Here is a 13,980-nt window from a genome sequence, read left to right as displayed (position 1 = left end):
GGCGGCGGCCGCGGCCGCCGCCCAACGCGCTCAGGCGGCCCGACGCCCCCGCGTCCCCGCGCCCGCTCCACCGCGGCCCGCGCCGGAGCGGCCCGCGCCCCGGGGCTCGCCGCCCGAGCGCCCGGCGCCGCCGCGCGCCGAGCCGCCGGACCGGCCCGTACCCCGCGCCTCGCCGCCGCTCTGGGCAAAACCGCCGGAAGCACCCGTACCGCTCCCGCCGCGCCGCCCGCGACCCCGGCTGCCGGAGCGGACGGTGCCGCCGTTGCCCGCGCCGGAGGCGGCGCCGCCCGACCGGGTCCGCTGCTTCGGCGGGGTCGGCTGGGGCGCCTCGATGACGATCGCTACGCCCGACGGCTCGCGCGCCCCCGTGATGCGGGACAGCTCCGCGTCGCTGGAGGTGACCCGCGTGGTGCGCGGCGCGATGCCCGCGTCCTGCATCAGCCGGGTCATCTCCCGCTTCTCCTCCGGCAGCACCAGCGTGACGACGCTGCCGGACTCCCCCGCGCGCGCGGTGCGCCCGCCGCGGTGCAGGTAGTCCTTGTGGTCGGTGGGCGGGTCCACGTTGACGACCAGGTCGAGGTCGTCGACATGGATGCCGCGCGCCGCGACGTTCGTCGCGACGAGCGCGGTGACCTCACCGGTCTTGAACTGGTCCAGGGTCCGGTTGCGCTGCGGCTGGGAGCGCCCGCCGTGCAGGGCGGCCGCCCGTACACCGCTGGCGAGCAGCCGCTTGGCGAAGCGGTCGGCGGCGCGCTTGGTGTCGACGAACATGATCACCCGGCCCTCACGGGCGGCGATCTTCGTGGCGACGGCCTTCTTGTCGGTCTCGTCCAGGACGTGGAGCACGTGGTGCTCCATCGTGGTGACCGCACCGGCGGACGGGTCGACGGAGTGCACGACCGGGTCGGTGAGGAACATCTTGACGAGCCGGTCGATGTTCTTGTCCAGGGTCGCCGAGAACAGCATCCGCTGACCGTCCGCCTCGACCTGCTTGAGCAGCGCGACGACCTGCGGCATGAAGCCCATGTCGGCCATCTGGTCGGCCTCGTCGAGGACGGTGATGGCGACCTCGTCGAGCCGGCAGTCGCCGCGCTCGATGAGGTCCTTGAGCCGGCCCGGGGTGGCGACGAGAACTTCGGCGCCGCGCCGCAGGGCAGCGGACTGCCTGGTGATCGACATGCCGCCGACGACGGTGGCGAGCCGCAGGTTCACGGAGGTCGCGTACGGGGTGAGCGCGTCGGTGACCTGCTGGGCCAGTTCACGGGTCGGGACGAGGACGAGGGCGAGCGGTGCGCGTGGCTCGCTGCGGCGTCCGGCGGTGCGGGCCAGCAGGGCCAGACCGAAGGCGAGCGTCTTGCCGGAGCCGGTGCGGCCGCGGCCGAGGATGTCCCGGCCGGCCAGCGAGTTCGGCAGGGTCGCGCCCTGGATCGGGAACGGTTCGGTGACGCCCTGCGCGGTGAGGGTCTTCAGCAGCGCGGCGGGCATGTCGAGGTCGGCGAAGGCCGCCACGGCCGGAAGCGCCGGGGTCTTGGTCTCCGGTACGGCGAACTCGCCCTGCGGCGGGAGAGCACGGCGGCGGGCCGGGGCCTTGCCGCGAGGGGCGCCCCTGCCGTTCGACGGGGCCTGGGCCGCGCCCTGGCCGCGGCCTCGGGCCGGACGGGAGCGGGGGTTGCGGTCCTGGTGTTCGGAGCGGGTCATGGGGAATTGCCCTCCTGGGGGGATTCCTGGGCAACTGCCGAATGGGACATACGATGTGCCGCCCGGCCGTCTGTGGTGCGCCCCCAGGACGTGCGCACGAAACGGGCTGTTGCTCGGACAGCACAAACCGGGGCCCGCACCTTGACGGTGCGGGCCCCGGTCAGCGAGGTACGCGTCCGGCGATCAGGCCGGGACGATGTTCTCCGCCTGCGGGCCCTTCTGGCCCTGCGTGACGTCGAAGGAGACCTTCTGGCCCTCCTGGAGCTCACGGAAGCCCGAGGTGGCGATGTTGGAGTAGTGGGCGAAGACGTCGGCGCCGCCGCCGTCCTGCTCGATGAAGCCAAAGCCCTTTTCCGAGTTGAACCACTTCACGGTTCCAGTAGCCATGTCATTCTCCTAAAAGAGGTGCAGTGCCGGAAATCCGCACTTTACGGATTCCAAGTCGCCGCATTGAGCCCCATCCGGAGAAAGCCGGAAAACAATAATGCGCCTGAGGAAGCATTCCCGTCAGGCGCACATAAAGTTCATGGGTACCAAAACTGCAACGGGAACACCGTAGCACGTCCTCCCCCGGAGCGGTGGATCGCTCCGTGCTTCCCGAGGGGAAGGTCGGCTGCCCAGAGGGGGTACGGCCGGTGTACGGGCGGTTCTCAGAGCCGCTCGTGCGGTGGCGCGGCCCGCACGGCGATCCCGTCGAGCACCATCGAGAGGTACTGGCGGGTGATCTGCTCGGGGCTGTGGGGGCCGCCGGGCCGGTACCAGGAGGCCGCGGCCCAGACGGTGTCCCGGACGAAGCGGTAGGCGAGCGCGGTGTCGAGGTCGTCGCGGAAGGCCTTCTCCGCGACACCGCGCTCCAGGGCGCCGAGCCAGGCCCTCTCGAACTTCGCCTGCGCCTCCAGGAGGTAGGCGAAGCGCGGCTGGGAGGCGAGGTGCTGGGCCTCCTTCTGGTAGATGGCGACGGCGGGGCGGTGCCGGTCGATCTCCCGGAAGGACTCGGCGACCAGGGCCTCGACGGTCTCGCGGGGGCCGAGGCCGGCCCGCAGGACCGTGTCGTAGCCCTGCCCCAGCTCGTCGACGAAGGCAGCGAGGATCTCGTCGACCATCGCCTCCTTGGAGTCGAAGTGGTAGTAGAGGCTGCCCGCGAGCATCCCCGCCTCGTCCGCGATCCGGCGGACGGTGGTGGCGTTGTATCCCCGGGCGGCGAAGACCTCGGCGGCGACGGCCAGGAGTTCACGCCTCCGCTCGGGGGTGGGGGTCGCCTGGGGCTTCTTCTTGGTAGGCACCCGCCCATTGTCCGTCCTGCGGCCGGACTGCCACCGGCGTGGAGGCGGCCGCGGTGTCGCGGGNNNCCCGGCCGGGCCCGCGAGCCCGCACGGCGGTTCAGCCCACCTCGGTCGGCGGGGCGGCGTCGCCGGTACGGCGCACGGTGCGCAACGGGCGCCCGGGACGCCAGGACTGGATGACCAGCGCCTCACCGTCGAGCCCGGTGCGGACCACTTCGGTCACCTCCGCCCGGAAGAGGTGGAACGGCTCCGGAGGGCTCGCCTCCTCGACGAACCGGGCGAGGGTCGCCGGGTCCGTGATCTCCACGGCCCGGCCGCTGACGCGGACGTCGCCATCGGCCATCTCGGCGTCGGGGCCGGGGTTGGCCTGGAGCGCGAAGCGTGCGTCGCGCCCCAGGTCCTGGGCCTTGCGGGAGTTCGGCATCATGCCCAGCAGCAGCTCCCCGAAACGGAAGTCGGTCTCCAGGCCGGTGACCCGGGGCGAGCCGTCCTTCCGGAGGGTGGCCAGGACGTGGTGCCGGTAGAGCTGGAAGCGCCGGCGCACGGTGTCGGCGAACGCGGGCTCCGCGGCGGCGAAACCGTCCCAGGAGACGGCGGAGAGCGCGGAGGGGGGTTCGGGGGCGAAAGACGTCATGCGCGTCATCGAACACCGGATACCCGACACCTTCTGTCCGGATGGAGCGGGGGCTCACCCGTCCGGGAAAGTGATCACCACCGCCTGGCCCATCGTCCGCAGCACGCCCGGCGACTCCCCCGCCGCCAGCACCGCGTCGTAGCGCTCCAGGCGGATGTCCGCGTCCTCCAGCACCGCCCCGTCGTCCAGGGAGACGGCCAGGACCGTGCCGCCCGGGGGCGGCAGGAGCCGCACGGTGCCGCAGACGACGGCGGTCTCCGCCCGCGCGCGGTCCCGGCGGCGCATGACGTTGAGGTTGACGACGGGCCCGCCGAGCAGGAAGCCGTCGGTCGGCAGGTCGCCGGGGAAGTCGTGCGGCCACAGCGGCTCGTCGACGATGTGGTGCTCGCCGCCGACGACGAGGTCCATCCCCGCGCCCTCGACCACGGTCAGGGTGCGGTCCACGCCCGGGAAGGAGGAGAACGGGCCGTCGGCCGTGACGTCCGCGAGGCTCACCCGCCAGTCGAACCCGTCCGCCCCGGCGCCCTCGGGGAAGGCGGCGATCTCCCGGGTGAGCCCGCCGCCGTTCCGCCAGGGCTTCGGCGGGCGGTCGGCAGCGCGCAGGACCCGTACCGTCATCGGACGATCCCCCGGGCCCGCGCGGCGGCCAGCCACTGCGGGAACTCGGCGAGCAGCCGGTCGTACAGCTCGGCGTCCGGGACCGTGCGGGGGTCGGTTCCGGCGTGGAAGTAGCCCGCGTTGTCGACGGGCCGTGCGGCGGGGACGGCGAGTTCGTCGAGCTTGCGCAGGAAGTCGAACTGGTTGCTTCGGGTGTTGCCGAAGCCGACGAACTGCCAGAAGAGCGGCAGCTCGGCCGCCTTGCAGAGGTAGCGTTCCGCGGCGTGCTTGCTGACCGGACCGCCGTCCGTCTGGAAGACGACCAGGGCGGGCTCGGTGGAGCCGCTGTCGAGGTAGTGGTCGATGACCGCGTCCATGGCCACGTGGTAGCTGGTCCGCCCCATGTGCCCGAGACCCGCCACGATGGCGTCGATCCGGCCGCGGTGATCGTCCAGGGCGATCTCGGCGACGGCGTCGATGTCGGTGGAGAAGAGGACGACGGGCACCCGGCCGTCGTCGTCGAGGTGGGCCGACAGGCCCAGGACCTGATCGGCCAGTGCCTGGACGCTGCCGTCCTTGTAATAGCTCCTCATCGAGCCGGAGCGGTCGAGGACGAGGTAGACGGCTGCCCGCAGGCCGCTGAGGCCGCGTCGCTCCAGTGAGGCCCCGGCGTTCTTGTACAGGCTGACCAGGCCCGGGGCACGCTCCCGCACCTTGCTCAGGCTGATGGCCCCTCGCCCCTCGGCCACGTGCGCACCGTGCATGGCGGCCCCCCGTTTAGCGGTCTGCGGACTTCGAGCTTAGGGCCTATCGTCCGCGCCGGGTCCCGGGGCGCCGCGAGACCCCGGGCCGGGCCGTCCTCGCGGGGTTCGCTATCTTGAGCGCCGCCGCCCCCACCGGCCCCGTGACGCACTGGAGTGAAGGAGCCGGCCATGGAGGCCGCCGCCACCGCGTGTTACCGCCACCCGTCCTGCGAGGCGTATGTGCGCTGCACCCGCTGCGACCGCTACATCTGCCCCGACTGCATGCGGGAGGCCGCTGTCGGCCATCACTGCGTGGAGTGCGTGGCGGAGGGCCGGCGGTCGGTGCGGCAGGCCCGCACGGTCTTCGGCGGGGCGGCGGGCGGGGCGACCGCCCCGGTGGTGACCTACGTGCTGATGGCGCTCAACGCCCTGGCCTACGTCGGCGAGGTGCTGCGGCCCGGGCTGGTGGACCGGTTCGCGGTGCTGGGGGCCGCGCTCACCGGGCCGGACGGCGAGCAGTACTACTACCGGGGCGACACGTTCGCCGGGTACGAGCTGACGGGCATCGCGGACGGTGAGTGGTACCGGCTGGTGACGGGGGCCTTCCTGCATCTGCCGCCGGACACCTCGTTCGGCGTGATGCACCTGGTCTTCAACATGTTCGCGCTGTGGAACATCGGCCGGGCGGTGGAGGGGCGGCTCGGCCGGGCCCGCTACCTGGCGCTGTACCTGCTGGCCGCGGTGGGCGGTTCGGTCCTGGTGTATCTGCTGGCCCCGGACACCTCGACGGTCGGCGCGTCCGGCGCGGTCTTCGGGCTCGCCGCGGCGTACTGGGTGATCAGCCGGCGCCTGGGCCACGACATGGCGGCGGTCAACCGGTTCATGGCCGGGTTCCTGCTCTGGATGGTGCTCTCGGCCCTGTTCGCCTCGTGGCAGGGGCATCTGGGCGGGCTGCTGACCGGGGCGCTGGTGACGTACGGGCTCGCCTACACGCCGGCGCGGCTGCGGGTCTGGCCGGCGCAGCTCGCGGCCGGGCTGCTGCTGGTGGGGCTGTTCGCCGTCGCGGTGGTGCTGAAGACCTCGGCTCTGACGGGCGGGTGAGGCGGCGGGCGGAGCCCTGGGGGACACGGCCCGGCGCGGGTCTCGGCGCACGCCCGGCGCGGGCGGCAGGGGCCTTCCGGCTCCGGACGCGCCACGGCGCCCACCGGGTCCGGTCGGGGACAGGCGGGCGCCGCGTTCAGTTCCGTACGCCGTTGTACGGGACGTGTGGTGGGGGACGCGCCCCGGGCCGCGCGGCCCGGGGGGGGTCCCGGGGGGGGTCAGACCAGCAGGGAACGGTCCGTCGGCCGGATGGGCGCCGGCAGGGCGCTGCTCCCGGTCAGGTAGCGGTCCACTCCGCGGGCGGCGGAGCGGCCCTCGGCGATCGCCCAGACGATCAGCGACTGGCCGCGTCCCGCGTCACCGGCGACGAAGACGCCGTCGACGTTGGTCGCGTAGTGCTCGTCGCGGGCGACGTTGCCGCGCTGGTCGAGCTCCAGGCCGAACTGCTGGACCAGGCCGTTGGACTGGTCGGTACCGGTGAAGCCCATGGCGAGGGTGACGAGCTGCGCGGGGATGCGCCGCTCCGTGCCGGGCTTCTGCTCCAGCTTACCGTCCTTGAACTCGACCTCGACCAGGTGGAGGGCCGCGACGTTGCCGTCCTCGTCGCCCTCGAAGTGGGTGGTGGAGACGGAGTAGACCCGCTCGCCGCCCTCCTCGTGCGCGGAGGTGACCTTGTAGAGCATCGGGAAGGTGGGCCACGGCTGGCCCGGGGCCCGCTCCTCGCCCGGCTTCGGCATGATCTCCAGCTGGGTGACGGAGGCCGCGCCCTGGCGGTGGGCGGTGCCGACGCAGTCCGCCCCGGTGTCGCCGCCGCCGATGACGACGACGTGCTTGCCCTGGGCGGTGATCGGGGAGACCGTCAGGTCCCCCTCCTGCACCTTGTTGGCGAGCGGCAGGTACTCCATCGCGAAGTGGATGCCGCCCAGCTCGCGGCCGGTCACCGGCAGGTCGCGGGAGACGGTGGCGCCGGCCGCGACGACCACCGCGTCGTAGCGGCGGCGGAGCTTGGCGGCGTCGATGTCCTTGCCGATCTCCACCTCCGTACGGAACTTGGTGCCCTCCAGGCGCATCTGCTCGATGCGGCGGTTGATGTGCGACTTCTCCATCTTGAACTCGGGGATGCCGTACCGCAGGAGTCCGCCGATGCGGTCCGCGCGCTCGTAGACGGCGACCGTGTGGCCGGCCCGGGTCAGCTGCTGGGCGGCGGCGAGTCCCGCCGGGCCGGAGCCGATGACCGCGACGGTCTTGCCGGAGAGCCGCTCGGGCGGCTGCGGGGTGACGTCGCCGCTGTCCCAGGCCTTGTCGATGATGGAGACTTCGACGTTCTTGATGGTGACGGCGGGCTGGTTGATGCCGAGTACGCACGCCGACTCGCAGGGGGCCGGGCACAGCCGCCCGGTGAACTCCGGGAAGTTGTTCGTGGCGTGCAGCCGCTCGGAGGCGGCGGTCCAGTCCTCGCGGTAGGCGTAGTCGTTCCACTCGGGGATGAGGTTTCCGAGCGGGCAGCCGTTGTGGCAGAACGGGATGCCGCAGTCCATGCAGCGGCCGGCCTGCTTGCTGATGATGGGGAGCAGCGAGCCCGGAACGTAGACCTCGTTCCAGTCCTTGACGCGTTCGGCCACGGGGCGGGTCTGCGCGACCTCGCGTCCGGTGGTCAGAAAGCCCTTGGGGTCAGCCATGGGTCGCCGCCTCCATCATCTTCTCGGTGGTCTCCTGCTCGGAGAGACCGGCGAGCTCAGCGGCGTCCTTGGCGGCGAGCACTGCCTTGTACGTGGACGGGATGATCTTGCTGAAGCGGGTGACGCCGCCGTCGGCGCTGTCCCACTCGGCGAGGAGCTTCTCGGCGACGGTGGAGCCGGTCTCCTCCTGGTGGCGGCGCACGACGTCGTGCAGCCACTGCTGGTCGGCTTCGGTCAGCTCCTCGATCGCGCCGAGGTTGCCGACGTTGACGTTGTCGCGGTCCAGGTCGATGACGTAGGCGACACCGCCCGACATGCCGGCGGCGAAGTTGCGGCCGGTCTCGCCGAGGACGACGGCGTGGCCGCCGGTCATGTACTCGCAGCCGTGGTCGCCCACGCCCTCGGAGACGACCAACGCGCCGGAGTTGCGGACGCAGAAGCGCTCGCCGGTGCGGCCCCGCAGGAAGATCTCTCCGCCGGTGGCTCCGTAGCCGATGGTGTTGCCGGCGATGGTGGAGTACTCGGCGAGGTGGTCGGCGCCCCGGTCCGGGCGGACGATCACCCGGCCGCCGGAGAGGCCCTTGCCGACGTAGTCGTTGGCGTCGCCCTCCAGGCGCAGCGTCACACCGTGCGGCACGAAAGCGCCGAAGGACTGGCCGGCCGAGCCGGTGAAGGTGATGTCGACGGTGTTCTCGGGCAGGCCCGCGCCGCCGAACTTCTTGGTCACCTCGTGGCCGAGCATGGTGCCGACGGTCCGGTTGATGTTGCGGATCGCCACCTGGGCGCGGACCGGCTGGGCGGCTTCGGCGCTCTCGGCGCCCAGCGCGTCGGCGGCCAGCTTGATCAGCTGGTTGTCGAGCGCCTTCGTCAGGCCGTGGTCCTGCTCGACGGCGCGGTGCCGGACCGCGCCCTCGGGCAGTTCGGGCACGTGGAAGAGCGGGGCGAGGTCGAGGCCCTGCGCCTTCCAGTGGGTGACGGCCCGGTCCGTGTCTAGCAGCTCCGCGTGGCCGACGGCCTCCTCGATGGTGCGGAAGCCCAGCTCGGCGAGGATCTCGCGGACCTCCTCCGCGATGAACTGGAAGAAGTTGACGATGTACTCGGCCTTGCCGGAGAACCGGTCCCGCAGGACCGGGTTCTGGGTGGCGATGCCGACCGGGCAGGTGTCCAGGTGGCAGACGCGCATCATGACGCAGCCGGAGACGACGAGCGGCGCGGTCGCGAAACCGAACTCCTCCGCACCCAGCAGTGCGGCGATGACGACGTCGCGGCCGGTCTTGAGCTGGCCGTCGGTCTGCACGACGATGCGGTCGCGCAGGCCGTTGAGCAGCAGCGTCTGCTGGGTCTCTGCGAGGCCGAGCTCCCAGGGGCCGCCCGCGTGCTTGAGCGAGGTGAGCGGGGAGGCGCCCGTTCCGCCGTCGTGGCCGGAGATGAGGACGACGTCCGCGTGTGCCTTGGAGACACCGGCGGCGACCGTGCCGACGCCGACCTCGGAGACCAGCTTCACGTGAATCCGTGCCTGCGGATTCGCGTTCTTCAGGTCGTGGATCAGCTGGGCGAGGTCCTCGATGGAGTAGATGTCGTGGTGCGGCGGCGGCGAGATGAGGCCGACGCCGGGCGTCGAGTGACGCGTCTTGGCGACCCACGGGTAGACCTTGTGGCCGGGCAGCTGGCCGCCCTCGCCCGGCTTGGCGCCCTGGGCCATCTTGATCTGGATGTCGTCCGCGTTGACCAGGTATTCGCTGGTCACGCCGAAGCGGCCGGAGGCGACCTGCTTGATGGAGGAGCGGCGCGCCGGGTCGTACAGGCGGTCCGGGTCCTCGCCGCCCTCTCCGGTGTTGGACTTGCCGCCGAGCTGGTTCATCGCGATGGCGAGCGTCTCGTGCGCCTCGCGGGAGATCGAGCCGTAGGACATGGCGCCGGTGGAGAAGCGCTTGACGATCTCGGAGGCGGGCTCGACCTCGTCGATGGAGATCGGGGTGCGGTCGGAGGTGAAGCCGAAGAGGCCGCGGAGCGTCATCAGGCGCTCGGACTGCTCGTTCACGCGGTCCGTGTACTGCTTGAAGACGTCGTAGCGCCGGTTGCGGGTGGAGTGCTGGAGGCGGAAGACCGTCTCCGGGTCGAACAGGTGCGGTTCGCCCTCGCGCCGCCACTGGTACTCGCCGCCGATCTCCAGCGCGCGGTGCGAGGCCGCGATGCCGGAGGCGGGGTAGGCCTTGGTGTGCCGGGCGGCGACCTCCTGGGCGATGACGTCCAGGCCGGCGCCGCCGATCTTGGTGGCGGTGCCGTTGAAGTACTTGGCGACGAAGGCCTCGTCGAGGCCGACGGCCTCGAAGACCTGGGCGCCGCGGTAGGAGGCGACGGTGGAGATGCCCATCTTGGACATGACCTTCAGGACGCCCTTGCCCAGCGCGTAGATCAGGTTGCGGATGGCCTGCTCGGCCTCGACGTCCTCGATGAACGTGCCCGCGCGGACCAGGTCCTCGACGGACTCCATGGCGAGGTACGGGTTGACCGCGGCGGCGCCGTAGCCGATCAGCAGGGCGACGTGGTGGACCTCGCGGACGTCGCCGGCCTCGACGAGCAGGCCCACCTGGGTGCGCTGCTTGGTGCGGATGAGGTGGTGGTGGACGGCGGAGGTGAGCAGCAGCGAGGGGATCGGCGCGTGCTCGGCGTCGGAGTGCCGGTCGGAGAGGACGACGAGGCGGGCGCCGTCCTCGATGGCGGCGTCGACCTCGGCGCAGATCTCCTCGATCCGTGCGGCCAGGGCTTCGCCGCCGCCGCTGACCCGGTAGAGGCCGGCGAGGGTGGCGGCCTTCATGCCCGGCATGTCGCCGTCGGCGTTGATGTGTATCAGCTTGGCGAGCTCGTCGTTGTCGATCACCGGGAAGGGCAGCGTGACGCTGCGGCAGGCCGCGGCGGTCGGCTCCAGGATGTTGCCCTGGGGGCCGAGCGAGGAGCGCAGCGAGGTGACGAGCTCCTCGCGGATGGCGTCCAGCGGCGGGTTGGTGACCTGGGCGAAGAGCTGGGTGAAGTAGTCGAACAGCAGCCGGGGTCGCTCGGAGAGCGCGGCGATCGGCGAGTCCGTGCCCATGGAGCCGAGGGGCTCGCCGGCGGTGCGGGCCATCGGCGCGAGGATGACGCGCAGCTCTTCCTCGGTGTAGCCGAAGGTCTGCTGGCGGCGGGTGACCGAGGCGTGGGTGTGCACGATGTGCTCGCGCTCCGGCAGGTCGCCGAGGCCGATCACGCCGGTTTCCAGCCACTCCTGGTAGGGCTGCTCCGCGGCGAGCGACGCCTTGATCTCGTCGTCCTCGATGATGCGGTGCTCGGCGGTGTCGACGAGGAACATCCGGCCGGGCTGGAGGCGGCCCTTGCGGACGACCTTCGCGGGGTCGATGTCCAGGACGCCGACCTCGGAGGAGAGCACGACGAGGCCGTCGTCGGTGACCCAGTAACGCCCGGGGCGCAGGCCGTTGCGGTCGAGGACCGCGCCGACCTGGACGCCGTCGGTGAAGGTCACGCAGGCCGGGCCGTCCCAGGGCTCCATCATCGTGGCGTGGTACTGGTAGAACGCGCGCCGGGCCGGGTCCATGGAGTCGTGGTTCTCCCACGCCTCCGGGACCATCATCAGCACCGAGTGGGGCAGCGAGCGTCCGCCGAGGTGGAGCAGCTCCAGGACCTCGTCGAAGGAGGCCGAGTCGGAGGCGTCCGGGGTGCAGACGGGGAAGATCCGGTCGAGCTGCTCGCTGCCGAAGAGGCTGGAGGCGAGCTGCGACTCGCGGGCCTTCATCCAGTTGCGGTTGCCCTTGACCGTGTTGATCTCGCCGTTGTGCGCGACGAAGCGGTAGGGGTGGGCCAGCGGCCAGCTGGGGAAGGTGTTGGTGGAGAAGCGGGAGTGGACCAGAGCGACCGTGGTGGCGAAGCGGCGGTCGGAGAGGTCCGGGAAGAACGGCTCCAGCTGCCCGGTGGTCAGCATGCCCTTGTAGACGATGGTGCGGGCGGAGAGCGAGGGGAAGTACACCCCGGCCTCACGCTCGGCGCGCTTGCGCAGGACGAAGGCCTTGCGGTCCAGGACGACGCCGGCGCTCTCGCCGTCGGCGACGAAGATCTGGCGGAACGCGGGCATCGTGGCGCGGGCGCCGTTGCCGAGGAGCTCTGGGGCGACGGGGACGTCGCGCCAGCCGAGGACCTTCAGGCCCTCCTGGGTGGCGATCGTCTCGATTCGGCGGACCGCCTCGCTGGAGCCCTCGGCGGGGAGGAAGGCGATGCCGACGGCGTAGGAGCCGGCGGCGGGAAGTTCGAAAGGGGTCTCGGCGCGGAGAAAGGCGTCCGGGACCTGGCAGAGAATGCCGGCGCCGTCGCCGGAGTCGGGCTCGGAGCCGGTGGCGCCGCGGTGTTCGAGGTTGCGCAGTACGGTCAGCGCCTGCTCGACCAGCTCGTGGCTGGCCACACCGGTCAGAGTGGCCACGAACCCGACGCCACAGGCGTCGTGCTCGTTACGGGGGTCGTACATCCCCTGCTGGGCGGGGCGACCGTCCATGGGCGACCAGGCGTCGATACGCATCGGCTCTCCCGTCGTCGTCGTGGCATGTGCAGTGCCGAGGGACGACGTTGGCCCTCTGCGAAATTTCGTGCAGGTTACATGATGAGGCGCTTCTCAAGAAGCGGAAGGCTGATTCCAACATGCGGACACCATGGTGACCGGATGTGACCGGATGACCAAGGGGTGGGCCGCAGCCGGAGAGCCGGCGCCCGGGATTCCGCAGAGAGCAGGCGTCGTTGCCTGCGGTGCCTACGGCTCATGCCCGGTGTCACAGGAATCGAAACCACCGAGTAACGGCTACTTATGTGCAGCCCTGCATAGGGCGCCATTTTAGGTCCGGCGGGCCCGGCCCGCCCAGGGGCCGCCGCCAAGACGTATGTCACACGGGTTTCCGCGCCGTTGAGCCGTTCGGGCGGCGGGGCCGCCCCTGCCGCCCGCCTTCGGCGTCATCCCACGGCCACGCCGAACAGGGTCCCCAGGCCGTACGTCATCGCCGCGGCGGTACCGCCCAGGACGAGCTGGCGCAGTCCGCTGAACCACCAGCTGCGGGCCGTCACCCGGGCCACGACCGCGCCGCAGGCGAACAGGCCGGCCAGCGCGAGCAGCACCGCGGGCCACAGGGCGCTCGCGCCGAGGAGGTACGGCAGGACGGGCAGCAGCGCGCCCAGCGCGAACGCGCCGAACGACGAACCGGCGGCCACGAGCGGCGAGGGCAGGTCGCCCGGGTCGATGCCCAGCTCCTCCCGGGCGTGGATCTCCAGGGCCTGTTCCGGGTCGCGCGACAGCTGCCGGGCGACCTCGACGGCCAGCGCGGGGTCGACCCCGCGGGACTCGTAGAGCGCGGCCAGCTCCGTCATCTCGTCCTGGGGGTGCTTGCGCAGCTCCCGGCGCTCGACGGCGAGCTCCGCCTCGACCAGTTCGCGCTGCGAGGCGACCGAGGTGTACTCGCCGGCCGCCATGGAGAACGCGCCGGCCGCGAGGCCCGCCAGGCCGGTGATCACGATGGTCTGCTGGGAGACCGCGCCGCCCGCCACGCCGGTCATCAGGGCGAGGTTGGAGACCAGGCCGTCCATCGCGCCGAAGACGGCGGGACGCAGCCAGCCGCCGTTCACGTCCCGGTGGGTGTGGTTGTCCCGATGCGCCTCGTGCAGAACGGCGTCGGTCTCGATGATGGCCACGACTCGGCTCTCCCCATTGTCCCCGGCGGGCCGTCACCCCGCCGCACCTTGCTGAGTACAACTTTCGACACAGTCCAAAGTACGCCGGGCAAACACCCCTCGCCAGCAAGCAAGGCCTGGCTTACCACCCCATCTGACCTGCAGAGACAGGCCAGGCTCAGCTTCCTCGCCACCCCGTCGAGCAGCCCTTCGCTCCTCGTCGGTGGGCCCTGGACTCGTCCGCGGGACTCGGACGCCTAGACGTGGCTCAGCAGGCGCCCGGGCCCGCACCGGGCTCCCCGGACCGGCGACTGGCGGGGCGGCGGAGAGGGCGGCCGACGGCGGTTCCCGGCGTGCGGAAGCCCGCCGCTTCGGGGCGCGCGCCCGCCAGAGCGGGACCGAGGCCTCGGGGCGGGGAAGGCTTGAGCGGACGCGGCGGCCGCATCCGACCTGGCGGCGAGGCTCTCGCGCCGGGGACGGGGCTCGCGGGGCACCGGGCTCGCGGACGCGGCGGTGGCGATGGCCGCCGGACGCGCACGGTCGCGGGG

Annotated in this window: 10 protein-coding genes; 1 reads left to right on the top strand and 9 read right to left on the bottom strand. The window is 72.1% G+C overall.

Annotated elements, in window-relative coordinates; translation table 11 throughout:
• Positions 1-30 precede the first annotated feature (30 nt).
• From V9U70_RS02945 to V9U70_RS02920, 6 genes are all read right to left on the bottom strand, one after another.
• Entirely contained in the window at positions 31-1,698 is a 1,668-nt protein-coding gene (locus V9U70_RS02945) for a DEAD/DEAH box helicase (protein WP_336672834.1), read from the bottom strand.
• Positions 1,699-1,881: 183 nt separating this feature from the next.
• Positions 1,882-2,085 (bottom strand): cold-shock protein, encoded by a 204-nt coding sequence (locus V9U70_RS02940; RefSeq protein WP_003969786.1) that lies wholly within the window; start codon positions 2,083-2,085, stop codon positions 1,882-1,884.
• A gap of 263 nt (positions 2,086-2,348) precedes the next feature.
• Complete coding sequence (locus tag V9U70_RS02935) at positions 2,349-2,981, bottom strand: TetR/AcrR family transcriptional regulator (RefSeq protein ID WP_336672833.1); 633 nt, start codon at positions 2,979-2,981, stop codon at positions 2,349-2,351.
• Between the two features lie 97 nt (positions 2,982-3,078).
• Complete coding sequence (locus V9U70_RS02930; protein WP_336672832.1) at positions 3,079-3,624, bottom strand: pyridoxamine 5'-phosphate oxidase family protein; 546 nt, start codon at positions 3,622-3,624, stop codon at positions 3,079-3,081.
• A gap of 45 nt (positions 3,625-3,669) precedes the next feature.
• On the bottom strand, positions 3,670-4,233 hold the full coding sequence (locus tag V9U70_RS02925; RefSeq protein ID WP_336672831.1) for a HutD/Ves family protein: 564 nt from the start codon (positions 4,231-4,233) through the stop codon (positions 3,670-3,672).
• Positions 4,230-4,976: a vWA domain-containing protein gene (locus V9U70_RS02920; protein WP_336672830.1), complete on the bottom strand. Its 747-nt coding sequence runs from the start codon at positions 4,974-4,976 to the stop codon at positions 4,230-4,232. Before V9U70_RS02920 ends, V9U70_RS02925 begins: the two co-directional genes overlap by 4 nt.
• Before the next feature lie 168 nt (positions 4,977-5,144).
• On the opposite strand from V9U70_RS02920, the gene V9U70_RS02915 reads away from it, so the two are divergent.
• Positions 5,145-6,056, top strand: coding sequence for a rhomboid family intramembrane serine protease (locus V9U70_RS02915; RefSeq protein ID WP_336672829.1), 912 nt, complete (start codon positions 5,145-5,147; stop codon positions 6,054-6,056).
• A gap of 218 nt (positions 6,057-6,274) precedes the next feature.
• On the opposite strand, the gene V9U70_RS02910 is transcribed toward V9U70_RS02915, so the two are convergent.
• The 3 genes from V9U70_RS02910 to V9U70_RS02900 all read right to left on the bottom strand — a co-directional run bounded on the left by V9U70_RS02910 (position 6,275) and on the right by V9U70_RS02900 (position 13,453).
• On the bottom strand, positions 6,275-7,735 hold the full coding sequence (locus V9U70_RS02910) for a glutamate synthase subunit beta (RefSeq protein WP_336672828.1): 1,461 nt from the start codon (positions 7,733-7,735) through the stop codon (positions 6,275-6,277).
• Positions 7,728-12,296, bottom strand: coding sequence for a glutamate synthase large subunit (gltB, locus tag V9U70_RS02905; protein WP_336672827.1), 4,569 nt, complete (start codon positions 12,294-12,296; stop codon positions 7,728-7,730). The genes V9U70_RS02910 and gltB overlap by 8 nt, the downstream gene beginning before the upstream one ends.
• A gap of 425 nt (positions 12,297-12,721) precedes the next feature.
• Positions 12,722-13,453: a VIT1/CCC1 transporter family protein gene (locus V9U70_RS02900; RefSeq protein WP_336672826.1), complete on the bottom strand. Its 732-nt coding sequence runs from the start codon at positions 13,451-13,453 to the stop codon at positions 12,722-12,724.
• Positions 13,454-13,980 lie beyond the last annotated feature (527 nt).

Source organism: Streptomyces pratensis (assembly GCF_037137275.1).
Taxonomy (GTDB): domain Bacteria; phylum Actinomycetota; class Actinomycetes; order Streptomycetales; family Streptomycetaceae; genus Streptomyces; species Streptomyces pratensis_B.
Note: the sequence above shows the minus strand (reverse complement) of the source record. Positions and strands in the feature narration are given on the sequence as shown.

Excerpts from the sequence above, each read along its gene's own strand:
- V9U70_RS02910 (WP_336672828.1), bottom strand. The coding sequence starts at position 7,735 with ATGGCTGACCCCAAGGGCTTTCTGACCACCGGACGCGAGGTCGCGCAG.
- gltB (WP_336672827.1), bottom strand. The coding sequence starts at position 12,296 with ATGCGTATCGACGCCTGGTCGCCCATGGACGGTCGCCCCGCCCAGCAG.
- V9U70_RS02945 (WP_336672834.1), bottom strand. The coding sequence starts at position 1,698 with ATGACCCGCTCCGAACACCAGGACCGCAACCCCCGCTCCCGTCCGGCC.
- V9U70_RS02915 (WP_336672829.1), top strand. The coding sequence starts at position 5,145 with ATGGAGGCCGCCGCCACCGCGTGTTACCGCCACCCGTCCTGCGAGGCG.
- V9U70_RS02925 (WP_336672831.1), bottom strand. The coding sequence starts at position 4,233 with ATGACGGTACGGGTCCTGCGCGCTGCCGACCGCCCGCCGAAGCCCTGG.
- V9U70_RS02930 (WP_336672832.1), bottom strand. The coding sequence starts at position 3,624 with ATGACGCGCATGACGTCTTTCGCCCCCGAACCCCCCTCCGCGCTCTCC.
- V9U70_RS02920 (WP_336672830.1), bottom strand. The coding sequence starts at position 4,976 with ATGCACGGTGCGCACGTGGCCGAGGGGCGAGGGGCCATCAGCCTGAGC.
- V9U70_RS02940 (WP_003969786.1), bottom strand. The coding sequence starts at position 2,085 with ATGGCTACTGGAACCGTGAAGTGGTTCAACTCGGAAAAGGGCTTTGGC.